This window comes from Paraglaciecola sp. QJM3NY_14, from assembly GCF_056173245.1.
Window position 1 is genome coordinate 538,712 of record NZ_CM149664.1, and the last position, 23,852, is coordinate 562,563.

The following is a 23,852-nucleotide window of genomic DNA, read 5'->3' on the forward strand; positions in this document are numbered from 1 at the left end:
TAAAATATGGAAGCATTAGCTACACATCGCCATGCCCGTACCTCGGCTCAAAAGGCACGCTTGGTTGCAGATCAAATTCGCGGTTTACATGTTGAAAAAGCACTTGAACTTTTGGCTTATAGCCCTAAGAAAAGTGCCGATCTAATCAAAAAAGTATTAGAGTCAGCAATTGCGAACGCTGAACATAACGAAGGCGCAGACATCGATGAATTGACTGTCTCAAAAGTTTTCGTTGATGAAGGCCCAACTATGAAGCGTATCAAGCCAAGAGCCAAAGGCCGTGCTGATCGTATATTTAAGCGTAGCAGTCACATCACTGTTGTTGTGGCTGATAACTAGGAGAAGATAATGGGACAGAAGGTACATCCTACAGGCATACGCCTGGGTATCAGCAAACCATGGACATCTACCTGGTACGCTAATACTGCAGATTATGCAGATAACTTGTTTAATGATCATCAGGTACGTCAGTATCTGACAAAGGCACTTAAGACTGCTTCTCTTTCTAAGATCGTTATTGAGCGTCCAGCGAAAAGCATCCGTGTGACTATTCACACTGCTCGTCCTGGCGTTGTAATCGGTAAGAAAGGTGAAGACGTTGAGAAGCTACGGAAGCATGTATCTAAGTTGGCCGGCGTGCCTGCTCAGATTAACATCGCTGAAGTACGCAAGCCTGAATTAGACGGTCAACTGGTTGCTGACAGCATTGCTAGTCAGTTAGAGCGTCGTGTAATGTTCCGTCGTGCTATGAAGCGCGCAGTACAGAACGCGATGAGAATTGGTGCCAAAGGTATTAAAGTTCAAGTAAGTGGCCGTTTAGGCGGTGCTGAGATTGCGCGTGCCGAGTGGTATCGTGAAGGTCGTGTTCCATTACACACTTTCCGTGCTGACATCGACTATGCAACATCAGAAGCTAACACGACTTACGGTATCATTGGCGTGAAGGTCTGGATCTTCAAAGGTGAAGTATTGGGCGGATTGCCTCTTACGCAAGAGCAACCAGCTCAGCCTAAGAAGAAAGGCCGTTCACCTAAGCGTGAGGGCTAATTATGTTACAACCTAAACGTATGAAGTTCCGTAAAATGCACAAAGGTCGTAATCGTGGCTATGCCGCTGGTGACAGTGTGAGTTTTGGAACGTTCGGACTAAAATCCGTTGGCCGTGGTCGTATGACTGCTCGCCAAATCGAAGCAGCTCGTCGTGCTATGACACGTGCCGTTAAGCGTCAAGGTAAAATTTGGATTCGAGTTTTCCCTGACAAGCCAATTACTGAGAAGCCTCTTGAAGTGCGTCAAGGTAAAGGTAAAGGTAACGTTGAATACTGGGTTTGCCAAATTCAACCAGGTCGTGTTCTATATGAAATGGAAGGTGTTCCAGAGTCAGTAGCTCGCGAAGCGTTTGAATTGGCCGCGTCAAAACTGCCGTTTAAAACCACCTTTGTAACTCGGACGGTGATGTAATGAAAGCCACAGAACTGAAAGATAAAAGCGTAGAAGAATTGAACACTGAGCTATTAAACTTGCTTCGTGAACAATTCAACCTACGTATGCAAGCGAGTACTGGCCAGCTTGAAAAAACTGACCAAATTCGTAAAGTACGTCGCAGTATTGCGCGTGTTAAAACCATTCTGACTCAAAAGGCTGCTGCATAATGACTGAACAATCAAGTCGTACAGTACAAGGTCGTGTGGTCAGCAACAAAATGGATAAAACCATTACTGTTGCAGTAGAGCGTAAAGTGAAACACCCTATTTATGGTAAGTTCATTAAGCGTACTACTAAGCTACACGCTCATGACGAGACTAACCAATGCAACACAGGCGACGTAGTAACAGTACGTGAATGTCGTCCTATGTCTAAATCCAAAAACTGGATGTTGGTAGATATCGTTACTAAAGCTTAATAAGTTTTAGATACAATTTAAAAGGCGCGCCTCGTAAGAGTCGCGCCTTTTTTGTTTCTGTGTTCTTATAATATTTTTGCAAGGACCCGATTCACGCAGGATTTACTTTTGTGGCTCACCAATAGGTTGGTTAAGGGCATTTTCAAGCATGATGGCATCGAGAATACTAACAGAGGTTTGAATGCTCGGACCTTGACTGACAGGAAACTGGGCTACGGCTATTTTCGCTTTAGCTTGTACCGGGCACTGGCCGGTTTGTAAGTGATTTACCGCTGCGCTGAGCATGCGTTCATCAGTAGAGCCTAATGCGTGACTAAAGTCATCTTCCACTAAGCAGCCTTGCACATCAGCTTCAAATATGGGGTTAGGGGTAGGAATAAATCCGTCTGAATATTCGCCAAAGCCTTTTTGATTACTGCCTTGAAACTGTATTGTGAAGTAGGTGGTGCCACAGTTATCTGTAGGATAAAAGCCGTAGGGTTTGCCGCATGTTGTATCGCCAATTATAACCACCTCAACATCGATGCCTCTTAAACCGTTTATAACCGCTTCGCTTGCTGAGCAGGTTGCACCACTGGACAGTATATATATCGTATTTAAGCCCAAGCTGGGTAGGGCATTTAACGTAAACACATTCCGTTCATAATCTATTTCGCGGTTATAAAACGGGGTTGGTTGAAGTCGCCTGCCTGTGACTGGATCAAAAGTCGGATGCTTATCATTGAACTTAAGTTCATCAAAGATGAGGCCGTCTGTTTGCTGTTCTCCTGTGACCATAAATGCCAATTGTGAGGCCATAGACAGCAAGCCACCGCCGTTATAGCGCAAGTCTAGTATGAGGGCTTGCACATTGTTTTGGCTAAATAGATTGAAAGCGGATATTAAAGGACCCTGTGCGCTCTGAATATGGCTATCAAACTGAACGTAACCGACAGAACCTATCTCTGTTGATAATACCGTCGAGTTTCGTACGGGCGAAAGTTCAACATTACTGGGTGTTAATGAGTAGTCGCGCTGAACTCCACTTTTCTTTTGCAAGGTAAACTGAAACACTTGCCCTGCGCTTGAAGGAAAAAGTGCCTCGTTGATTGTATCAACGTCATCATTATTCTCAGTGTTAATAAAATCGATAGTGTCTATTGCAATCAACTCATCACCACGTTCAATCCCAGCGTTTTCTGCAGGAGAGCCAGGTTGTGTGTAGCGCACAATAATGCGTCTTGGCGCGCTCGCCTGAATAAACTCCCAACTGATACCGTAACCAAAGGACTGACCTCGTTGAGTGCGGGTTAAATACTCATCTGTGCTTTGAGAAAAGTGAAAGTTGTCTTTAAATGATCCCGCGTCGGACCGAAAATCTGTTTTCAGTTGCTCGAAGTATTTTGAAGTTGAGAAATCAGCCGGATTATTGTCGTCGACTTCGTCATACCAAAGGTAAGTGTTATTGGTCCAAGAGCGCAGCCAAAGCTTTTCATCAAGAGCATCACCAGCAGCATCGGTAAAAGCTTCCCCCGTTACGCTGCTGACTCCGCTTCTAGGGATGGCGCAGCTATCTTTAAATAGAGACTCGTCTTCGTAGACCCCAGATACCCAGCGTGCTTCAGAGGAAGGCACAGTGGGGGTTGAAGAGCTCGAACTTGCACCTCCATTTCCCCCACCGCAAGACATTAAGAATACACTTACATTTATTAATGTAAGTTGGCACAGCAATTTTAAATTCACGAAAAACTCACTTTTTATAAATCTAACGTTATTACGCGACAAATTGTTTGTGGAGGCAAATTTATTCATCCATTTCGATTTTAGTGTGTTGATGCCGGCGCTAATTTAAAGTCCGATTTCAAGTACCGAATTAAATCAAAATAGATTGTTTCAAGCGTTCTTGCACTTTTGTCGAATAACCTAAAGTCCAATGTTTAAAACGCTCTTTGCAGACTAAAATTTTGCCACTTAACACACTAAAACTATGACTTAACCTCTATCACCGCAGTAAATTTGACTGAGCGTTTCACTATGCCTTGGAGGCACAAAAGTATGACTACAAATCGCTCTTCACATTATCCACCGGGTTATGCACGAGGCGCCGCAATGTCCAGTACGGTATACTTATTACTCGGTGTATTACTTGCTGTGTTTGTTTTTTTAACATTAGATAGAGTCATTCAAGCGCAAGCAAAGATCACCCACGAAGTCAATATCAGCGGGCAGCAACGCATGTTGCTTCAAAGAGCGAGTTTATTTGCTTCAGCTTACCTATACAGTGAAGATATTGCAGCCAAACAAACCAGTTTGCAGGCTTTAGGAGAAATGCAGGTCAACCATCAGCATTTAACAGAGCCTCATTTCAGCGCATTAGAAAAAGGCCAAGCGTCCCCTTTGTCTGCTGAGCTACAAGCGCTTTATTTCACTGCTGATAATAATGTTACCGAACAATTAACTATATTTGGTGATCAACTCTACTTCGCTTTGAATCTAGAGAAAATTCAGAATGGGGCGAAGTTAGATGCTAAGGCATTGATGGAGATGGCGTATACACCATTATTACAGAAACTTGAGGATGTCACGCGGCAATATGAGATCCAGGATAACAAGCGAATTGATGCCTTGAGATCCGTTCAACGAGTGGTGTTTTGGATGACGATAGCTATCTTACTTCTCGGTTTATGTCTGATGATGTTTAACTTTAACAAGCACGCTCACATCGAATTAGCCGCAAAATCCTTGGGGGGGGATTCTGGGCAAGAAACGCCTGTTTTTAATCTCAATGCGCTAGAGTTATCGGCACGCAAGCTTATCGCCACAGCACGACGCCACAACGAGTCTATGAGTGTTCTCGCGTTTGATATCGACCGCTTCCCACAAATACTCACCAATTACGGTCGGGACACCGCGGATGAAGTATTGAACCAAGTTGCAAAATCAATCTCAACTGTGTGTCGCGACTCTGACTATCTTGGTCAAATAGAAGATGAAAAATTTGTTCTTTTGTTGCCAAAAACGTCAGCCAAACAGGCTATGTGTTTAGCAAATAAAATTAGCTCGTACTTTGAGCAGCTAAAAAGCAATGCGCAGTTAAGGGAGGTTATTCCGTCGGTGAGCATTGGTATTAGTGAACTTGACGTTGACGATAGCGTCTTGCAGCCGATTATCACTCGGGCATTTCACGCATTAACTCTTCATTCTAGTCTAAAGCACGGGCGAGTTTGTGTGGGCTGATTGAGTACCATGATTAATCCCATCTAGTTTGTTCATGACACTTTCTTGTATGGCACTGCTACAATTCTTGATAACGATCTACTGAAACTATGTAAGCGTAGATTTGATAATTGAAGCAATGGAGAGAAGCGTATGTCAGATAAACCAAGATTAACCACCAGTGCTGGTGCACCAGTTCCCTCAAATAGTACTTCAAGGTCGGCAGGCGAGCGCGGACCGCTGCTGCTCACTGATTATCAACTGATTGAAAAACTAGCTCATCAGAACCGTGAACGTATTCCTGAACGCGCAGTTCACGCCAAAGGCTGGGGCTTGAAAGGCAAATTTACTGTTACCCATGATATTAGCCAATATTCTTGTGCTAAATTATTCTCCAGCGTAGGCAATACCACTGAAGTGTTAAGCCGTTGGTCTACAGTGGCAGGAGAGTCCGGCGCGGCAGATACAGAACGTGATGTACGTGGCTTTAGTCTCAAGTTTTATACCGAAGAAGGTAATTGGGATATGGTGGGTAACAATACCCCAGTATTCTTTATAAGAGACGGTTTCAAGTTTCCTGACTTTATCCGCACCCAAAAGCGCCACCCCAAAACAAATTTACGCTCTCCTGAAGCCATGTTCGACTTCTGGGCGGCCCAGCCAGAATGCGTGCATCAAGTGACTATTCTTATGTCAGATCGTGGGATCCCAGTTAATCCGATGTACATGAACGGTTATGGTAGCCACACTTTTAGTATGTGGAATAAAGATGCTGAGCGCCACTGGGTTAAATTTCACTTTAAAACACAGCAAGGCCATAAGCATTACACCAATGCTGAAGCAGAAGCGTTAACGGGCAAAACCCGAGAGGCTTATCAAGAAGACTTGTATAACGCGATAGAGGAAGGAAATTTCCCTAAATGGACCATGTACATTCAGGTTATGCCCGAGTTAGAAGCAGAGAATCAACCTTTCAATCCTTTTGACATCACAAAAATTTGGCCTCACGCTGACTTCCCGCTCATTGAAGTGGGTGAGCTGGAAATGAATGAAAATCCTGAGAACTATTTTCAGATGGTTGAAAATGCAGCTTACAGTCCATCAAATGTAGTACCTGGAATTGGCTATAGCCCAGACAAGATGCTACAAGCGCGCGTTTTCTCATACGCAGATGCTCATCGTTACCGCTTAGGGACGCATTACGAAGCTTTACCGGCCAATGCGGCTAAGGCATCTAACATACAGCATTATCATAAGGACGGTTCAATGCGTTTTTTCACCAATGACTTTGGTAATCCAGACGCCTACTATGAGCCAAATCAACATAATGGACCCGTCGCTGATGCTAGCGTTGAAGAGCCGCCGTTGCGTATTGACGGAGACGCCGCTCGCTACGAACAACAAGAGAGTGATGCCGATTATGTGCAGCCTAGGGCTTTGTATGAAATGTTTGATGATGCGCAAAAGCAGCGCTTATACGACAATTACGCGGCAGCGATGGGGCCTTGTTCCTCCTCGGTGAAAGAGCGTTGGTATGCAGTGTTAGAAAAAGTGCATCCAGAATATGCAAGAGGTGTGCGTTTAGCGAATGAAAATCTAGACAGTGACACAAATGCAGTACCGGTTACCGATGACACACCTGTTAGATAGTGTAAGTCGTTAGCTTTTAATACCATTACGCCATAGCGACGCCTTAATCAAAACCGCTGGACGCATTCTGAGGCGGGCACTTATTAATGCGGATTGGTACAAAAGGTCGCATTAGCGGCCTTTTTAGTTTTTATACATCGATTTCGACGCGTTGCAGTGTATAGGGTGATGTGGCTATATGACTGGCCAGCAATGATATTAAGCAATAGCCGACAAAATAGAAAAAGCCGTCACCCGCGGCTGATAGGGTTTGGGTACTGATATCAATACCTATGGTGAAGCCAAATAAATTGAGAGTTTCTTGGGACAAGGTATCTGCATGATTGGTGGATAAAATAGCTAAAAAGACCGCAACTACGAACACATCAGCCATTGACCACTTACCAATAGTTGCCACAAATTGCGTTACTTGGCGAGCCAAATTATGGTTACGAGTAAAATACATGATGCTCATCAAAGTGGTCTTTAAAATTGGAATACACACTGAGAATAAAAAAATCAAGGCAGCAACTAAAAAACGTTCACTGTCCCAAAGTTCATGCACCATGCTCAAAATAGATAATTCTTTGTCGATAAGATTGGATGTCATGCCTGCAGTATTTAACAGTGCGGTCATTTCCATGCTTAATGCGAACATGGGCAGGGTAATGCCTGGAATAAAAAGTGCGATAGCCATGATGTTCAGGGCGAATGATAGGTGCTTTTTCAAAAAATCGTCTCGTATGTAGCGCTACTCCTCGAAACGATAAACGACTTTTAACGAATCATCCACCTCTGATTCTAGAACATACCCAATCGCTTTATCTGAGCGACGAAGCTCATCAAGCATTTCATCATTTGAAGGAAAATTACTCGGTGGACTTGCGCGGCCTGAGAACAGAAGGCGAGCCCAATAAGCATTAATCTTCTCTTCACTTTTATTGACTAATAATTGATAAAACTGCTGCTTTTCATTACTGCCAGTAGTGCGATCTAACGGTTTTGCTACTACACCATTTGGGAAGGTATTATATCGACCCATGTAAATATCAATGACCTGCGTTTTACTCAACGAATCAAGGGTATTACCTTTCCCGACTACAACCACCAAGGCGAGGCTTGAGTGAGAAACGACAATCAGTGCAACAATACTAAAAAAACGAGTGATGAGAGCACCCATGCTAAAATACCCAATTCAGGTTAAGGCTCGTCACTGTGACGCTCTCCCTCGAATCTGGTTGAACGTTAACTTTCCATATGCCGAACCCATCGTCAGCAATAACGCTGTAATCCATCTGAAATTTCGCAATTAAGGACGCTGATAGTTGCCATTTTGTACCTAAGCTAAACGTATGTTGTTTGGTTCTATTCTGATTAAATAAGTTCGTTATGCTAGGACCAAATGACTGGATGGTTGCCACGACTTCGGCAGGAGCAAATGGGGATATTTCACCTACACCGTCATCCACATTATCTTTTGTTGGCTCGATGGCGGACACGGTCACGAAATAAGTAATACCCTCAGGTTGATACCCTATACTGAGATAACCAGAGACAGAATCTCGCTCTAATTCCCAGTCAGATTTAATGAATCCTAATTCAGTTTGCACTAACCATAAGTCGTTATCATATTGATATCCAAGACCGAAAAATTGTTGATCTTTGCTTTCGAAACTTACTCTATCAAGTAATTCAGGGCCGCCTGGCCAAACGCTTGGTGGAAACAGCGCGATTGCGGCATCGAAAGCGCTTAAATCTGCGCTAAAGTTGTCTACTTCTGCACTTAGATATGAAGCTCTTAGCTGCCAATTATCTTGCTGATAAGAAACTGAAGTGGTTAACACATCAGTAAAATCGATATCATATGCTCGTCCCGTAGTAGCAATACGGGCATCAGACTCACCAAATCCAGCTTTTAGCTGTAAAAAGCCATTTCCTAGGGAGTGCTTATAGGCGATATCAGCCCCTTCAAACTGAGATACGGATGTGACCTTGCTATAGAACTCAGCAGGTGGGCGTGCCCAGAGGTAAGCATATCCCACTGATTTGTATTCAGATAAAAAGTAAATGTCAGTGTTCATTCGACCTGCACGAAATTCCCAGCGACTGTCTAACTTGTATCGTAAGAAGGCCACATCAATATAATTGAGTACAGAAGAATCTTGTTTGTCTCTATAGACGGCTTGCACAATCGCATCCCATTGGGGGGCGAAGCTAATATTCGCTTGAGCACCTATTAGCGAATCTGGTGCGAACGAAAAACCGCTACGGGCTGGTGTTTTAAAATTGGTATGGAATCCCAAATCATCACTGTCATTATAAATAGCTCCCAAAGTGGCGAAGCCATTGAATTTAATCATGTCACTTTCAGCGAGTGCCATGTCTATACTGACTATGCTGAGTAGTAAGTACGTAAACGTGCTTCGAGCTAGTGTAGTGTAGTTAGGCATGGTTAATAATGTTCTCTAAATTCAGGGTGGCCGTAATAGGCTTGATGCCAAAGCTTCAAATAACATGATTACATAATAGTCTGGCGAATCATCTAGGTAATTTGTCTTAGTGATAACAAAATGACCAGTGGATATACCTATTTGCAGCGTGTTAGACCGTTAGTATAGCGGGCAATAACGTGTTTTAGGTATTAAAAAAAATACTAAATAATGCACTTCAATACCCATTGCCGCGATTTGCGAGCTACAGTTACATCCTGAGTATTTTTGATAGAGTCACTCCATTGCGAATCATCATTTGTTTTATAGCCATTGTTTATGCCTCACAGGGGGCCGCCACAGAATTGAATTGGCAGCAAACATTGCAATGGTTAAAGCAAACCTTACCGCAAAGTGCAGAATTAGACTTCGATAAAAAAAGCATCAAATTCGATGGGTGTCATCAACGTGATTATCAACTCACATTCCATCAAGAACTTGGTGAGGGTCTTTCTATTGATACTCAAATTGGATATGTGAAAGGTGAACTGAGTTGGGGCGCTCACAATCAAAAAACAACCACTCGTCAATGGGCCATTTTACCCCGTTATCGTTTGAATCATCGCGTGAGTTTAGGCTTAGGATACGTTCGCCAGATGGACACCAACCTTGAAACCTCTCAAGGTGCTGATATTCAACTTCCTGCGAGCAATCAATGGTTATTGAGCTCGCGCTTTATGTTGGACTCTGAGAAACAGTACGTAGAAGTTGCTGTATCCCGAGCCCTTTGGCAAGCAAACGATGCTAGTCAGGCGTGGGCAGGTCAAGGGCGAGCAGACAAACAGATTAATTTGGTATACGTCGCGAACTTCTAGCGTACTTTTAGCGAATGACCGCCTGACAGCGTTACTGTTAACTTAAGCAAATACCACGGTTTTCGAATGATGAATAATCACTCTGTCTTCCAAATGATAGCGAACGCCATTCGCTAACGCTGTTTTTTCACAATTCTTGCCTTTACGCACCATATCTTGCGCTGAATCACTATGACTAATCCGCATTACTTCCTGCTCGATGATAGGGCCTTCATCTAAGTCACTTGTTACATAATGGCACGTAGCACCAATCAGCTTTACCCCCCTGTCATAGGCTTGTTGATAAGGTTTTGCACCGGCAAACGATGGTAAGAAACTGTGATGAATATTAATCGCTCGCCCGGCTAACTCTTTGCACAAAGCGTCAGGTAGAATTTGCATAAAGCGCGCAAGGACCGTCAAATCAATATCGTATTGTTTAATCAATTGACTGATTTGAGCGAATGCCGCTTCTTTACCGAGTGATTTAAAATCTATCCAATGAAAAGGAATGCTATGCCAGTCAGCAAATTGTTTCATCTGCGGGTGGTTGGCAATAATGCAGGGGATTTCACAGTTAAGCTCTTTACTGTGCCAGCGGTGTAACAAATCCATTAAGCAGTGGGATTCATGACTGGCCAGTAGTGCCATTTTTGGTTTCTTACTCGAATCTATTAATTTCCAATTCATTGAGTATTTTTCTGCAATCGGTGCGAAACCCAAGCGGATCTGTTCAATATCCATGGTTAATGAGTCAGTAGAAATCTCATGACGCATAAAAAAGCGCCCTGTTTGCAAATCAGTATGATGACTTGCTTCAACGATTGTCGCGTTATGTTGGGCTAAAAATTGGCTCACGCTGGCGACAAGGCCAACTTGATCTGGACAATCGATGACCAGTCTTAATGTTTGTTCCATGGGGAAATCATCACTTCAAAAATTTGCACCTGTTTTACCTTGCTAGCGAAGCAAGGTAAATAGCGAATCGTTATGGATTAGCTCAAATTGTATTATTTTTTGCTTAAAAGGAGAAACGGGGTGAAAACGGCCAGGTTAGTACTGGCCGGTAGGTGACGCCATGTGCACTTGAAGCCGATTCGTATAAGGTCAGTTCGGTTGCTTGAAATGCAAAATTAGGCTCTATTAACGCAGCCGGTGGATTTTCACTGCATTTTCTAGCCAACGTTAAATGAGATATATAATCGCGCTTTTGCATGGTAATGCCACACGCTGGTGACGCTTTTTGTAGTAATGCCACCAAATCGAGTTGTTCTTTTGAAACTTGAGTGTTACCCAGCCACAACGCTTTGGGTTTCGACCAATAGCCAACATAATCCAAAGTGAGTGAAAAGCATTGGGTATTTAAGTGCGCATCAATATACTGACTGAGAGAGTCAAGTTGCGATTCGTTTATATTACCTAAAAAGGCCAAGGTAATGTGAAAATTACTCGCTTTGACTGGACTATAAAATTGCGGGAACGCTTTATCGCGCCAAGTTTCTATGGCTAACTTAGTGGTGCCAGGTGGGGTAAGAGCGAAAAAAGCGCGCATAGGATACTCCTGAAAACTTCTGCAATGAAAATCACCACAGGATACACTAAGCGAAGGCGCTAGTGCTCGGCCTATCCCGTTAATTTGCATGAGATACCGCTTTGTTTTCAGTGAACACACAATTACCCGTCGAAGATATCCTACCGGCGCTGCACGATGGCCTGAACAACAATGATGTCATACTGGTTGCCCCGCCAGGCGCAGGCAAGTCAACCCGTGTGCCATTAGCTTTATTGCAGCACAGTACGTTTGCCACACAAAAAATCATTATGTTGCAACCAAGGCGTATTGCCGCACGAAATATCGCCCACTATCTAGCCAAGCAACTGGGGGAGGAAGTAGGGCAAACAGTAGGATATCGTATACGTGGTGATAGCCGTGTTAGCAAGGCGACCCGTCTCGAGATTGTTACTGAGGGCATACTGACCCGCATGTTGCAAAATGACCCAGAATTATCGAGCGTGAGTCTGGTTATTTTCGACGAGTTTCATGAGCGCAGCATGCACGCCGACTTTTCGTTGGCATTGTGCCTAGAAGTGAAAGACGCCTTACGCGACGACTTGCGCTTATTGGTGATGTCAGCCACCTTGGACGTTTCAAGCTTAGAAAAACTGTTGCCTAACGCTGATTCTATCGCCTGTGAGGGGAGAGGTTACCCTATTGAAACCTACTACCGGCCAGATGCCACTGCGGGCTCTATTGTAGATAAAACAGCACGTTTGACGTTATTCGCAGCCGCAAAGCATCAAGGAGACATATTGGTCTTTTTACCCGGCCAAGGTGAAATTCGTCGTTGTGAAAAAATACTTGCCCAATCACTTTCCAAAGGCTGCCAAATACATTGTTTGTTCTCTCAACAAACCTTAGCGGCTCAAGAAGCTGCGTTGCTACCCGACCCCCAAGGGCGACGTAAAATTATACTCGCTACCAATATTGCTGAAACCAGCCTAACCATTGAAGGTGTGAGTGTTGTGGTTGATAGCGGTATGCAAAAAGGCGCGATTTACCAGCTAAATAAAGGGCTTACTCAGTTGCGCAGTCAGATGATTTCAAAAGCATCAGCTATTCAGCGCGCTGGCCGTGCAGGGCGTTTAGGACCGGGAGTGTGTTATAGATTGTGGAGCAAAGAGCAACACCAACGTTTAGCTGAACACGGCCAAGCCGAGATCCTCACTAGCGACATATCTCCTTTCTTACTTGAAGCCTGCGTTTGGGGGGCGCAAATTTCTGAGTTTGCGCTTATTGATATGCCAAGTGATGCACAAATTGCTCAAGCTCACAGCGTGTTAATGGGCTTGCAAATCATCGATGCTAATTTTCAGGTTACTCCTCATGGCAAAGAGGTTCACTCGCTTGGCAGCCAAGCGCATATTGCGACTATGTTACTCAAGAGCAGCGAGCTCAGTGCAGGGCATCGAAGTTTAGCCTGCGCTTTGGCGGCGCTGTTAGAAGATAAGGATCCGCTTGGGGCTCAAGCTGGCAGCCTTTGTTACGATCGACTGATCCTATTACAGCAACAGAAAAGTCACCCTTTGTGGCGAGCCATTCGCCAGTGGCATAAAAAACTAGCATGTGATGTCACTCATTGGCCTTTAGAAGATACAGGTGTACTACTTGGCTTTGCTTTCCCACACTGGATTGCTAAAGCAAGTGACTCAGGTCGCTACGGGCTTGTTGATGGGACGGGGGCTCAGCTCAGTGAACATGACTCGCTAATGGGCCAATCATGGTTAGCGGTAGGGCAGATGATGCTCACCAATAGTGCGCAAAGCAACGCTAAAATCATGCTAGCAGAGCCTCTTAGTCGACAGCAAATAGACAAATATTTCAATCATCTTATCGACTCTGAAACGCGCTGCGAGTGGGATAGCTCTCGCTCGGCCATCGTAACTCAATCTGTGCAGCGATTGGGCCGAATTGTGCTTAAGAAAATGCCCAGCGCTAAGCCGAGCGTTGAGCAAATAACTGCTTTATGGCATAAGCAAATTAAAGAGCGGGGTGTGATGAGCCTGCCTTTTAACGACGCCGCATTGCAACTTATCTATCGTTTACGGATGGCTAAAGAGTACTTAACCGATGGGCAATGGCCGGATGTCAGTGAGTTTGGGCTATTAAGCAATCTTCATCACTGGCTAATGCCATATTTGCATGATGTGTTGAGTTGGCAACAACTGTCGAAATTAGACTTTTATTCGTTATTATTTAATCAACTAGATTACGCCTCGCAGCAGGCACTTAATCAGTTATTTCCCACTAAAATAACCGTGCCAAGCACCAGTCGTATTAGCGTACAGTATGATGCTGTAGGTGGAGCGTCTCTATCTGTCAGGATGCAAGAAGTTTATGGTTTAGCGGACACCCCTAGTGTCGCTAGAGGTAAAGTAAAAATACAAATGATTTTGCTCTCACCGGCGGGTCGCCCACTGCAGCAGACCCAAGATTTAGCCGGTTTTTGGAAAGGCAGTTACAAAGAAGTACAAAAAGAAATGAAAGGTCGTTACCAAAAGCATTTTTGGCCTGACGATCCGGCTAATGCACAAGCTACCAGTAAGACAAAAAAGAAGATGAGCAATACCCAGTGAACTGCTAGGATATGCGCGAGCGAACCTCCCTCTTTTTCTCTTATCCATCAACAGATAAATATCATTGTTCATCTCAATAATACGGGATTTGAGTAACGGTGCGATATTTAAGGTGATTTATAAAATATTATGAAAAAAACCGCTAAAAATAAGTCTAAATCCAGCCAGTCAGGGGCATCATCCAAGCTCAGGCGTTTACATCCTTGGGTGTGGCTTAAGCGCAATTGGTGGCGCTTACTCATTATTTTGACCGCCGTTGTAGCTGCATACGGAGTGTATTTAGACGCACAAATTGTGAAGCAATTTAGTGGTAATAAGTGGCAGGTGCCTGCTCAAATTTTTGCGCGCCCAATGCATTTTGAGCTTAAACAAGAGATAACGACTCAAGAGATAGTTGAGGAACTAGAACTACTGGGTTATCGCAAAGTACGCCACGCAGACGATACCGGAGAATATCAATTAAAGGCCACAGGGGTACGTATTCAACGTCGTGCTTTTCATTTTCCTCATGGCAAAGAATCTGAAGTCGCACTGGATATAACATTGGCCAATGGCCGGGTTGCAAGCTTACGCAATTTAGATAATAACCAAGCCTTAAATGACGTTTACTTGGAGCCTTGGCTTGTGACTCGCCTAATGAGCAGTGGGCGAGAAGATCGCATGTTGGTCAATTTAGATGGCGTACCGCAGTCCCTTATCAAGGCGTTGGTGTTGGTTGAAGATAAAGACTTTTACAAACATTATGGTATTGCACCGCTTTCTATATTACGCGCGCTTATTGCCAATGTATCCGCAGGGCGAGCGGTTCAAGGCGGCAGCACCTTGACCCAGCAATTGGTTAAAAATCTGTTTTTAACCAATGAAAAGTCACTGGTACGCAAAGCTAAAGAAGCATTAATGGCGTTGATTATCGACGCACGTTACAGCAAAGATGAAATTATCGAAGCGTATCTCAATGAAGTTTTTCTCGGTCAAAATGGCAACACAGGTGTACATGGTTTTGGTTTAGCCAGCTTGTTTTATTTCGACCGTCCGATTGCTGAATTAAACGTAGCGGAAATAGCGACCTTGGTTGGTATCATAAAAGGGCCGTCTTATTACAATCCAAGACGTCATCCTGAGCGAGTCATTGAGCGTAGAAATTTGGTACTGCGTATCCTATTTGAAAACAACGAACTGCAAAGAAACGAATACGAATACGCTATTAATCAACCTCTTAATTTGGCAACCGGGGCAAGTTTAACCTCTGGAAAGCCCCCTGCCTTTATGAGCATGGTGCGCAGAGAATTAAAAACGGTTTTGTCGGACCCAAACATGCGAGAGTCTGGTCTGAAAGTCTTCACGACCTTGGACTCTGTGGCCCAGAGAAAAGCCGAACAAGCCCTAAAAGTGGGAGTAAAAGCCCAGCAAAAGCGTATGAAACTGACCGCTTTGCAAGCAGCTATGGTGGTAACGGATATTAAAAGCGGTGAAGTACGCTCCATCGTCGGTGACGTTAATCCGCAATTTCAAGGCTTTAATCGGGCACTCGACGCCAAAAGAGCTATCGGTTCACTGATAAAACCTGCCATTTACTTGACCGCATTAGAGCGTGCGGCGCAATATAATTTGGCGACTCCGTTAAAAGACGAACCCATTAGCTTAAAAAGTACCTATGGAAAAATGTGGGAGCCGAAAAACGCCGATAAAAAATTCCGCGGTCAAGTCAGTTTAGTGGAAGCGTTAACACAATCCTTGAATGTTCCAACGGTAAACCTGGGCATGGAAGTCGGGCTAGACGATATTGCTGCCACCGTGGAGCGTTTAGGCGTGAACGAGCCGATGGATATCTATCCAGCAATGACGTTAGGGGCGGTGAATTTATCTCCTATTCAAGTCAATCAGATGTATCAAACCATCGCAAACAATGGGCGATTCATTCCTTTGCACGCGGTAACGGCCGTTTTATCGCCGAAGAACAAGCCATTATGGCGTTTTAGTGCAAGAGGGGAGCAGCGAGCAGATCATAAAGCCACTTACTTATTAAACTACGCACTACACAAAGTGACGCGTGAAGGGACGGCAAGACAGATAAAACAAACCTTCGGCGATATCAATATGGCAGGTAAAACCGGCACCACAGATGATTATCGTGACAGTTGGTTCAGCGGATTTGATAATAATATTTTAGTAACCAGTTGGATGGGGAAAGACAACAACGAACCTATTAATTTGAGCGGTGCCAGTGGTGCTATGCAGTTATTTATTGGTTACCAGAAGCTGCAGCAACCTAAGTCATTCGTCAGGCGCTATCCTAAAGGGTTGGGTATTGCCCATTTTGAAGAGCAAAGCGGTGCGCTTAGCCGCCCAGGTTGTGCTAATACCATTAGTGTTCCGGCGATTTTGGACGCCCTTCCTCCTGTGCCAAAAACCTGTAACGGGGAAGTACGAGGCCCACTCAAGAAATCACTATGGGAAAGGCTGTTCGGTAACTAAGCGTTGACCCGCAAGGTTAGTTGTTTTTTTTGTCTTTCATGGCAGGTAGATGGGCTGTTTTATTCAGCCTGTCTTGGATAAACGATTCAGCACCATTGGTGGTAGTACATTTAATATTGCCACCCATCAACCCTGACAATACAGCTACGCCTTTGTTGGTGTAACTAGAGCAATCTGCCAATACTTCGTTTTCTTTTTCCAGCTTTTCGTCTTCCGTTAACTGACTTAGTTCAGGCTTATCAAACAAGCTTGGCGATGTTTGCTCACGTCGATAACGCGCGGCTTCTTCGGCTGCTAAATCCGCGATAGATTGTTGGGTAGAGCTGTGAAGTTGATCTTTAACCTTATCCGCTACAGTTTGTTCTTGCCCTTCAGCGAGCTTTGGTCTCTTGTTGCTTTCTGGAAGCGCCATGGGATCTTGCTGCATAAAACTGGCTTCATTCTTCGTTTCTGGTGGTGCTACCTCTGGCGTCGGTTCAGGCTCTGGGGTGGGCTCAGGCGCTATTTCAGCTAACGGCGTAGGCGTAGGTTCTGGCGTCACAACCGCTGGTGGGACTTGCTCTACCACTGCCGGCTCTTCGAGTTGGGCACCGGCTTTAGGCTCGGGTACCGTCTCTGACTCTAACGCAGGTTTATCGACTGGCGCAGGCTCAGGTGCGGGTTCAGGGGGCACGCTGATAGTGGGAAAGATCAACCGGGCAGTAATAGGCTTAATTTGAGGCGTACTGTCTTGTGATGTTTCGAAATTCGGTATTTCGTTTGGCGTGCGGGCAATGAGCGCGAAAATAATAACGTGTAACAGTAAAGACACTAAAATTATCCATAATGTTCCCATTTTCGCTTTTGGTCTTGGCGGTAAGCTGGGGCTGAAATCCGCTTTCATTGGGTAGTGGTCTGTTATAAGCACGTGATCATTAATGGATTAAAAACAGAGTAGAGTAACAGATCGCCTGTTAAGTTCAGCAGCCGCTATGTAAAGGTAGTGTAAAGATGGAAGGCGCAGTGTCGTTCGACCTAGTTTAATTCTGCGCACCACCATTTCCTTACACGCGATATGTGCTTATACCCTGTTCAAACAACTTCCACTCAACCGCGATTATTCACTGAAACGTGATGATACAAAATTTAATACTGGCCTTGTGCGCTAATTCGGTGCAATTGACCAAAATTGAACCAGTTTTGTGCGGGGTGTGTTCCTAAGTTAATACTTTTTCAACGTAAGTTAATGATTTTATTAGTTTAAAATTTATGGCATGTCTCTTGTTCTATCTTCTGCAAACGTAGCGCAATTATCATAATAAATATCGGGAGCAGCAATATGAAACTAGTCACAGCGATCATCAAGCCATTCAAGCTAGATGATGTGCGCGAAGCCATTTCTGAAATAGGGATTGACGGGTTAACCGTTACCGAAGTCAAAGGTTTTGGGCGTCAAAAAGGTCACACTGAATTATATCGTGGTGCGGAGTATCAAGTGGATTTCTTACCAAAAGTGAAGCTAGAGGTCGCGGTTCAAGACGACCAAGTGGAACGTTTGGTTGAGGCCATCGTAGGCGCCGCTAAAACCGGCAAAATCGGTGACGGCAAGGTCTTTGTTTATGACTTAGAGCACGCAGTTCGAATTCGTACGGGTGAGACCGACGGCGAAGCTATTTAGAGATACAGAGGATAATAATAATGGAACAAGCATTTCACCTTCAATACGCTATGGATACGTTTTATTTCCTAGTGTGTGGCGCACTCGTAATGTGGATGGCCGCTGGCTTCTCTATGTTAGAAGCAGGTTTAGTTCGCTCAAAGAACACTACCGAAATACTCACTAAAAATATCGCGCTTTTCGCGATTTCTTGTCTTATGTACTTAGTGTGCGGCTACGCCATTATGTACGGCGGCGATTACTTCTTAACAGGCATCGAAAGTGTTGATGTTACAGAAACTCTAGGCGAATTTGCTGGTCGTGAAGATGGTTTTGAAGGTGGTTCGATTTACTCGGGCGCATCAGATTTCTTCTTCCAAGTTGTATTCGTAGCAACTGCTATGTCAATTGTATCTGGCGCGGTAGCTGAGCGTATGAAACTTTGGGCTTTCCTTGCTTTCGCCGTTGTAATGACCGCATTCATCTATCCTATGGAAGGTGGCTGGACATGGGGTGGTAACTCTGTATTTGGTCTATATAGCCTAGGCGATGACTTTGGTTTCTCTGATTTTGCAGGTTCAGGTATCGTGCACATGGCTGGTGCAGCTGCAGCGCTTGCAGGTGTATTGTTACTGGGTGCTCGTAAAGGCAAATATACTGCTGATGGCAAAGTAAACGCTATCCCAGGCGCAAACCTACCTATGGCGACATTAGGCACGTTTATTTTGTGGATGGGTTGGTTCGGTTTCAACGGTGGTTCAGTATTAAAACTGGGCGACATTGCTAATGCTAACTCAGTGGCTATGGTGTTCTTAAACACAAATGCAGCAGCAGCAGGTGGGGCAGTAGCGGCCTTAGTCCTGGCTAAAATCTTGTTTAAGAAAGCGGATTTAACCATGGTGCTTAACGGTGCATTGGCTGGCTTAGTCGCCATTACGGCTGAGCCTTCAACACCATCGGCATTGGGCGCAACTATTATTGGTGCTATTGGTGGTGTGATTGTAGTGTTCTCTATTATCAGCCTTGATAAGCTGAAAATTGATGATCCAGTAGGTGCTATCTCTGTACACGGTGTGGTAGGTTTCTTCGGCGTAATGGTGGTGCCTGCAACGAATGATGGCGCGACTTATCTTGGTCAATTCGTTGGTGCTATGACTATCTTCGTATGGGTATTCTTCGCTAGCTTGATTGTTTGGGCAATCCTCAAAGCTGTGATGGGTATCAGAGTGACTGAAGAAGAAGAGTTCGAAGGTGTTGATATTAGCGAATGTGGATTAGAAGCCTACCCAGACTTCACCAGCGGCCGTTAAGCAACGCTTAAATAAGTAAAACACACAAAAGGTGGGTCAATCATAATAACAATACTCACCTAATCCCTTTGAATCGGGGGATATATGCAAAAATAAAAAGCCTCGCTCAGCGAGGCTTTTTTGTTTTATCAAAGGGTATTTTTAAGAAATTTTAGCGGAGGTACAGTATATTTTGCTTTAAAAGCATTACTAAAATTCGCAGAGTTGGAATAACCCAATACGTCAGCGACCTCTTGGGTAGACGGTAATTGGTGTAGTAGTTTAGATGCTAAAAATAAGCGATAACTGATGATGTATTCTTGGCTTGATAGCTGGAAGTAATTGCTCAGAATTAGGTTTAACTTATTTTTGGGCTGAGTCATTAGGGCGTATATATCTTTGAGTTTAGCCCCCGATTTAATCCGCTTCTGTGCCGCTTGATGGAAATCGAGCAATACCGTCAATTCTTTTTCATTCATACCTAAGGCACTTAAATGGACTTGCTCACTGTGTTCATTATTGGGTATGGCATCGGTAAGCGTTTTAATCTGCTCTTCCAAAATATCACTGTATCGCTCTGCTTTTTCTAAGAATACGGTTGCACCATGTTGTAGGGCTTTTTTATGGGTGTCGTCTTGGGCTGAACCGGTTAAAAACAGTATAAAGACCGATTTAGAATATTTTCTTCGTACGGCTCGCATAAAATTTAAGCCGTTCATAGGCTGCATAAGCCAATCGACAATAATGAGCGATGGGCTTACCAGTGACATATTCTCAAGTGCTATCAGAGCATCGTGATAGACAAAGGGCTCGATACCTAAATCTAAACATAACTCTTCGAGATAATCTGTCATTGAGCTGTCGTCGTCGACGATCATCACTTTTTGATTATTCTCGGTTAGTTTATTTAACTCGGTGAAATAGTGATCGATTAACATTCTTAGTAACTGCATTTAAAAAACGTAAGTGAAAAATAATCAACATATAGCCTTGTTCAAGGTCTAACAAAGGGTATATGGACCCACACATTTGTACCTTTCTCGTTGTTTTGAGTAACAAATTCAATGCTACCATTGAGTAGGTCGAGCAAGGACTTTACATTGGTTAATCCCACACCGGACCCCCTACTTTTGTATGAGTTACTATCAGAGCGATAATGTAGCTGAAAAATTTTATCTAAATCTTGCTCATCAAATCCACAGCCTTGATCTCGAACATTTATCCGCAGGATATGCTCTTTCACATCGGCATATAGTTTCACAATTCCCTGTCGCTCTGAAAACTTTATGGCATTGGTTAATATGTTTTCAATAATCAGAAAAAGTGCTTTCTCAGGTGCATGCAACACTAGTTCTTCTGTCACTGACTGGGCAATGTCTACCTCAACAAAAACATTGGTATCATGGGCAATAGGCTGAATAAGTTCGATCGTTTGCATCATCGTTTGTCGTATCGGCTGGTCGGTCAGTTCTGGCGCTTGAAAGCCTTGTTTGCTCAATTGCAATAATTCATCGATTAGCTCAGACGTATCCGTTAGGGCACTTTGTAGCTTATGGTTTTTGCGCTTAAGGCTATCGATGTCACTTGCAGACAGTGGGTAGTCTTGCTGCAAACGTTTATCGATCTGCTTGGATAATCCGATACTGGCAAATACGGGTGATTTAAAGCTGTGTTGTATCTGTAGATACAAATTTTCCTTGAATGACAAGTGTTGCTTAATTTGCTTGTGTTGCTCCAAAATCATATGATTTTTATTTAACAGCATACGGGTATATCGGCGATCATATAGCCATTTGAGCATTAAAAAGACTAGCAAAGACACTAAAATTAAATAGCTGATATAGGCGAAAGTAGAAAGCAGCGGGTGGCCTTTCTTAGCCACGCTTAGCACGTCACCGGGCTTGTCTGATAAGGGGATATCAAATTTTCCGTTTGCCAGTCTGCTTAAGCTAAGGCTGGTATTTCGGTAATCAATGCTTGTTGCTTTGGGGGCTACTAGGCCGAAATAAGGCTGGTTAAACGTTAGAGTGAAGTTTTCAACCGTCCAATCGAGGTCCAAAGCGGTGGTCAAAAACAGTGGACGAGAGGTTATCTGTGGTACTTTTTCCCAGAGGCCATAGGTATCACCGGCATAATCAACACTTGAAATTACCCGAGAATAAGACGGAACTTCATTACTGATAAAGGTTTCAGGTTCAAACACAACAAAACCATTGATTGTTCCCAACACCAAGCGGTTTTGACTATCAAGTAAGGCTGCATTTAGATTATGTTCGTTGCTTGATAATCCATGCTCCTCTTTGAATACCTGCGCTAAGCCTGTTTTTACGGAATATCGGTAAACCCCGTTATTAGAAGTTACCCACAGGGTCTCGTCTTGTTGCTCTGTGTTAGCCGTTTGAATCAAAACCGAATAAGCATTGCCCTGTGTGATCCCCAGATACTCAAACTTATTGTGCTTTGCATCAAATATGTACACGCCACCATCAGTGGCAATAAAATACTGATCATCGTGCCTCGGGGTAATATCGAATACCCAGTCTGTCTTTAACTCTGAGTTTAGCTCATCGAAATGGCGAAATTGATGACTGCTAATCTCAAACGTACTTAGACCACTGCCGGTGCCTATGAGTATAGTGTTCTCGCTGATGGAGAGGGTGTAAATATCTTTTCTACCAAGCGTATGTTTGGGACCCCACACATGCCACTTGCGCTCAGTGATATCGAATGAGATCAAACCTGCGCTTGAACCTACCCACAACACACCGTCCTTTGCGGCTAATTTATAATTATAGGCAGCACCGATAGGAGAGTTGGTTTCGTCAAAATGCTGGATGACTTTATGAGATAACAAGTCAATTTGATAAAGATTATTGCGCGCAGCAACCCACAAAAAATTGTCAATTTGTAAGGTATCGTAGACCACAACTTTCGCTAATTCCGGGATTGGCTGCGCACTGACGCCGTCAAATTTATACAAGCCCGCAAGCGTACCCACCCAAAGCGCGCCTGACGTTTGTTCAGTGAGTGACAAAATATAATTATTGTATGTTTGGCTGTCTGTTGCTCGGTAAATAGCCACTTGCTTACGTTGTAAATTGGTCACCGACAAACCTCGGTTTGTTCCTATCCAAATGCGGCCTGAGTCATCCAAAGATATCTTTCGAACAGTGTTGCTAAGAAGTGAATGGTTGCTTAAATTATTGTTGAATATACTAGTCCAGCCTTTTTGCAATGGTTGTGGTGCATTGAGGGAACGGTAGTTTAGCCCTGAGCGCGTACCGACCCATAGGGTGTTTTCGTTATCAATAGCCAAGGTAAGTATGCGATTGGCTGACAAGCTATCAGTTATGTATGGTTGTGCATATATATGTTGGCTAGCGCCAGACTGGTCGATTATGTGTAGGCCGTTATCGGTGCCTAACCATAGCCTGTTATCATTATCGAGTAACATGTCTTGTATGTGATTTTTTTGCGTAGGATTATCGCTAAAAAGCTGAGCCGTAAATTGCTGTTCCTTCGATCTATAACTGAATAGGGCGTTATTGGCACTCAACCAAATCTTGTCTTGCGTTGGGTCGTACAAAATTTTGCGCACAAACATATGACACTTATCGGTCTGCGAAATATTATCGCAAAAGCTTGCTGGCAGGGCCTGAGGTGAGCTCTGTCCTCCATAAAATGCTTGAATTTGCAATGCATCGTCCAGTACATAAATACCTCGGTCTGTGCCTAACCAATATGTATCCTTTATCTGAGCGATGGAGTACACCCCTGCGCCTGATAACTCAGCGTATCGTATCTCACCAGAGAGTTGGTTAACCACGACTAAGCCATCAAGGGTTGCTACAAAAAGATGCTCAGAAAAGGCTTTGATGTCTCGAATGTAGCGATATTTTGGCAAGGAGCTTGGACTAAGATCAACTAACGTGACGGTATTGCCATCAAAGCGATGAAGACCATCCTGAGTACCTATCCAGGTAAAGCCATATTGGTCATTGGCTAGGCTATAAACGGAGGCTTGATTTAGTCCTTGCTCTAGAGAAACATTGTCAAAGTAAAAGTCCCGCTGCACCGCATGCTGTTCTGTTTGCTGTATAGATTGCGCAGAAAAACTGTACAAAACCAGGCTAAGTAAAAGAGTAAAAAACTGCACTAAACGTCCATGTATCAATAGCTTATAGCTGATAAGTATGCAAAATTTCTGCTGCCTAAGAAACTATTAAAATTCACTCTTTTATTGTGCTAATTCAACTATTTCCGCCTTTTAAATGCTCACAACCCTTTGTTTCTCTGACTATTAGTGACT

The 23,852-nt window shown here is 43.9% G+C and carries 21 protein-coding genes; 12 read left to right on the forward strand and 9 right to left on the reverse strand.

All coding sequences use genetic code 11. From position 1 onward, the window contains the following. The first annotated feature begins 6 nt into the window (after positions 1-6). The 5 genes from rplV to rpsQ are packed head-to-tail and all read left to right on the forward strand — an operon-like array spanning position 7 to position 1,902. Positions 7-339: a 50S ribosomal protein L22 gene (gene rplV, locus AC0VYA_RS02365; protein ID WP_006992673.1), complete on the forward strand. Its 333-nt coding sequence runs from the start codon at positions 7-9 to the stop codon at positions 337-339. Between the two features lie 9 nt (positions 340-348). Beyond that, entirely contained in the window at positions 349-1,047 is a 699-nt protein-coding gene (gene rpsC / locus AC0VYA_RS02370) for a 30S ribosomal protein S3 (RefSeq protein WP_006992674.1), read from the forward strand. Between the two features lie 2 nt (positions 1,048-1,049). Further along, positions 1,050-1,460, forward strand: a complete 411-nt coding sequence (gene rplP / locus AC0VYA_RS02375) for a 50S ribosomal protein L16 (protein ID WP_006992675.1) — start codon at positions 1,050-1,052, stop codon at positions 1,458-1,460. After that, complete coding sequence (rpmC, locus tag AC0VYA_RS02380) at positions 1,460-1,651, forward strand: 50S ribosomal protein L29 (RefSeq protein ID WP_006992676.1); 192 nt, start codon at positions 1,460-1,462, stop codon at positions 1,649-1,651. Before rplP ends, rpmC begins: the two co-directional genes overlap by 1 nt. Beyond that, on the forward strand, positions 1,651-1,902 hold the full coding sequence (gene rpsQ / locus AC0VYA_RS02385) for a 30S ribosomal protein S17 (RefSeq protein WP_006992677.1): 252 nt from the start codon (positions 1,651-1,653) through the stop codon (positions 1,900-1,902). The genes rpmC and rpsQ overlap by 1 nt, the downstream gene beginning before the upstream one ends. A 102-nt stretch (positions 1,903-2,004) precedes the next feature. Here rpsQ and AC0VYA_RS02390 read toward each other — a convergent pair whose 3' ends face one another. Beyond that, the gene (locus AC0VYA_RS02390) at positions 2,005-3,693 is read right to left on the reverse strand and encodes a S41 family peptidase (protein WP_475489931.1); all 1,689 of its coding nucleotides are present in this window, start codon (positions 3,691-3,693) and stop codon (positions 2,005-2,007) included. 297 nt (positions 3,694-3,990) lie between these two features. On the opposite strand from AC0VYA_RS02390, the gene AC0VYA_RS02395 reads away from it, so the two are divergent. Both AC0VYA_RS02395 and AC0VYA_RS02400 read left to right on the forward strand, forming a co-directional pair. Then, positions 3,991-5,118 carry a GGDEF domain-containing protein gene (locus AC0VYA_RS02395; RefSeq protein WP_475489932.1) on the forward strand — a complete coding sequence of 376 codons (1,128 nt, stop codon included), beginning with the start codon at positions 3,991-3,993 and terminating at the stop codon, positions 5,116-5,118. A 132-nt stretch (positions 5,119-5,250) separates the two neighbouring features. Continuing rightward, entirely contained in the window at positions 5,251-6,747 is a 1,497-nt protein-coding gene (locus tag AC0VYA_RS02400; RefSeq protein WP_475489933.1) for a catalase, read from the forward strand. Between the two features lie 130 nt (positions 6,748-6,877). Here AC0VYA_RS02400 and AC0VYA_RS02405 read toward each other — a convergent pair whose 3' ends face one another. From AC0VYA_RS02405 to AC0VYA_RS02415, 3 genes are read right to left on the reverse strand one after another with little or no spacing between them, the layout of a single operon-like run. Further along, positions 6,878-7,456: a paraquat-inducible protein A gene (locus AC0VYA_RS02405; protein ID WP_473477893.1), complete on the reverse strand. Its 579-nt coding sequence runs from the start codon at positions 7,454-7,456 to the stop codon at positions 6,878-6,880. Positions 7,457-7,477: 21 nt separating this feature from the next. Further along, positions 7,478-7,906 carry a type 2 periplasmic-binding domain-containing protein gene (locus AC0VYA_RS02410; RefSeq protein WP_473477895.1) on the reverse strand — a complete coding sequence of 143 codons (429 nt, stop codon included), beginning with the start codon at positions 7,904-7,906 and terminating at the stop codon, positions 7,478-7,480. A 1-nt stretch (position 7,907) separates the two neighbouring features. Then, positions 7,908-9,176 (reverse strand): hypothetical protein, encoded by a 1,269-nt coding sequence (locus tag AC0VYA_RS02415; RefSeq protein ID WP_475489934.1) that lies wholly within the window; start codon positions 9,174-9,176, stop codon positions 7,908-7,910. A 284-nt stretch (positions 9,177-9,460) separates the two neighbouring features. Here AC0VYA_RS02415 and AC0VYA_RS02420 point away from each other — a divergent pair, with 284 nt between their 5' ends. Then, the gene (locus tag AC0VYA_RS02420) at positions 9,461-10,030 is read left to right on the forward strand and encodes a hypothetical protein (protein WP_475489935.1); all 570 of its coding nucleotides are present in this window, start codon (positions 9,461-9,463) and stop codon (positions 10,028-10,030) included. A gap of 42 nt (positions 10,031-10,072) precedes the next feature. On the opposite strand, the gene purU is transcribed toward AC0VYA_RS02420, so the two are convergent. Together purU and thpR are read right to left on the reverse strand one after the other, a co-directional pair. Next, positions 10,073-10,927: a formyltetrahydrofolate deformylase gene (purU, locus tag AC0VYA_RS02425; RefSeq protein WP_475489936.1), complete on the reverse strand. Its 855-nt coding sequence runs from the start codon at positions 10,925-10,927 to the stop codon at positions 10,073-10,075. Between the two features lie 103 nt (positions 10,928-11,030). Continuing rightward, positions 11,031-11,561, reverse strand: a complete 531-nt coding sequence (gene thpR / locus AC0VYA_RS02430) for an RNA 2',3'-cyclic phosphodiesterase (protein ID WP_475489937.1) — start codon at positions 11,559-11,561, stop codon at positions 11,031-11,033. Between the two features lie 101 nt (positions 11,562-11,662). On the opposite strand from thpR, the gene hrpB reads away from it, so the two are divergent. Together hrpB and mrcB are read left to right on the forward strand one after the other, a co-directional pair. Beyond that, positions 11,663-14,143, forward strand: coding sequence for an ATP-dependent helicase HrpB (gene hrpB / locus AC0VYA_RS02435; RefSeq protein WP_475489938.1), 2,481 nt, complete (start codon positions 11,663-11,665; stop codon positions 14,141-14,143). Between the two features lie 129 nt (positions 14,144-14,272). Then, a complete protein-coding gene (mrcB, locus tag AC0VYA_RS02440) occupies positions 14,273-16,618 on the forward strand; it encodes a penicillin-binding protein 1B (protein WP_475489939.1) in 2,346 nt (781 codons plus the stop codon). Positions 16,619-16,634: 16 nt separating this feature from the next. On the opposite strand, the gene AC0VYA_RS02445 is transcribed toward mrcB, so the two are convergent. Then, on the reverse strand, positions 16,635-17,501 hold the full coding sequence (locus AC0VYA_RS02445) for a hypothetical protein (RefSeq protein WP_475491021.1): 867 nt from the start codon (positions 17,499-17,501) through the stop codon (positions 16,635-16,637). Between the two features lie 435 nt (positions 17,502-17,936). Between AC0VYA_RS02445 and glnK the strand changes: the two genes are divergently transcribed. After that, positions 17,937-18,275, forward strand: a complete 339-nt coding sequence (gene glnK, locus AC0VYA_RS02450) for a P-II family nitrogen regulator (RefSeq protein ID WP_006992692.1) — start codon at positions 17,937-17,939, stop codon at positions 18,273-18,275. Positions 18,276-18,295: 20 nt separating this feature from the next. Continuing rightward, positions 18,296-19,564: an ammonium transporter gene (locus AC0VYA_RS02455; protein ID WP_011573406.1), complete on the forward strand. Its 1,269-nt coding sequence runs from the start codon at positions 18,296-18,298 to the stop codon at positions 19,562-19,564. 128 nt (positions 19,565-19,692) lie between these two features. Here the strand turns inward: AC0VYA_RS02455 and AC0VYA_RS02460 are convergent, their stop codons facing one another. Together AC0VYA_RS02460 and AC0VYA_RS02465 are read right to left on the reverse strand one after the other, a co-directional pair. Then, positions 19,693-20,496 (reverse strand): response regulator, encoded by an 804-nt coding sequence (locus tag AC0VYA_RS02460; protein WP_475489940.1) that lies wholly within the window; start codon positions 20,494-20,496, stop codon positions 19,693-19,695. A gap of 41 nt (positions 20,497-20,537) precedes the next feature. Continuing rightward, positions 20,538-23,699, reverse strand: coding sequence for a ligand-binding sensor domain-containing protein (locus AC0VYA_RS02465; protein ID WP_475489941.1), 3,162 nt, complete (start codon positions 23,697-23,699; stop codon positions 20,538-20,540). Positions 23,700-23,852: the final 153 nt, after the last annotated feature.

Coding starts and splice junctions, on each gene's coding strand:
- rplV (WP_006992673.1), top strand. CDS start 7: ATGGAAGCATTAGCTACACATCGCCATGCCCGTACCTCGGCTCAAAAG.
- rpsC (WP_006992674.1), top strand. CDS start 349: ATGGGACAGAAGGTACATCCTACAGGCATACGCCTGGGTATCAGCAAA.
- rplP (WP_006992675.1), top strand. CDS start 1,050: ATGTTACAACCTAAACGTATGAAGTTCCGTAAAATGCACAAAGGTCGT.
- rpmC (WP_006992676.1), top strand. CDS start 1,460: ATGAAAGCCACAGAACTGAAAGATAAAAGCGTAGAAGAATTGAACACT.
- rpsQ (WP_006992677.1), top strand. CDS start 1,651: ATGACTGAACAATCAAGTCGTACAGTACAAGGTCGTGTGGTCAGCAAC.
- AC0VYA_RS02390 (WP_475489931.1), bottom strand. CDS start 3,693: ATGAATAAATTTGCCTCCACAAACAATTTGTCGCGTAATAACGTTAGA.
- AC0VYA_RS02395 (WP_475489932.1), top strand. CDS start 3,991: ATGTCCAGTACGGTATACTTATTACTCGGTGTATTACTTGCTGTGTTT.
- AC0VYA_RS02400 (WP_475489933.1), top strand. CDS start 5,251: ATGTCAGATAAACCAAGATTAACCACCAGTGCTGGTGCACCAGTTCCC.
- AC0VYA_RS02410 (WP_473477895.1), bottom strand. CDS start 7,906: ATGGGTGCTCTCATCACTCGTTTTTTTAGTATTGTTGCACTGATTGTC.
- AC0VYA_RS02415 (WP_475489934.1), bottom strand. CDS start 9,176: ATGCCTAACTACACTACACTAGCTCGAAGCACGTTTACGTACTTACTA.
- purU (WP_475489936.1), bottom strand. CDS start 10,927: ATGGAACAAACATTAAGACTGGTCATCGATTGTCCAGATCAAGTTGGC.
- thpR (WP_475489937.1), bottom strand. CDS start 11,561: ATGCGCGCTTTTTTCGCTCTTACCCCACCTGGCACCACTAAGTTAGCC.
- mrcB (WP_475489939.1), top strand. CDS start 14,273: ATGAAAAAAACCGCTAAAAATAAGTCTAAATCCAGCCAGTCAGGGGCA.
- AC0VYA_RS02445 (WP_475491021.1), bottom strand. CDS start 17,501: ATGAAAGCGGATTTCAGCCCCAGCTTACCGCCAAGACCAAAAGCGAAA.
- glnK (WP_006992692.1), top strand. CDS start 17,937: ATGAAACTAGTCACAGCGATCATCAAGCCATTCAAGCTAGATGATGTG.
- AC0VYA_RS02455 (WP_011573406.1), top strand. CDS start 18,296: ATGGAACAAGCATTTCACCTTCAATACGCTATGGATACGTTTTATTTC.
- AC0VYA_RS02460 (WP_475489940.1), bottom strand. CDS start 20,496: ATGCAGTTACTAAGAATGTTAATCGATCACTATTTCACCGAGTTAAAT.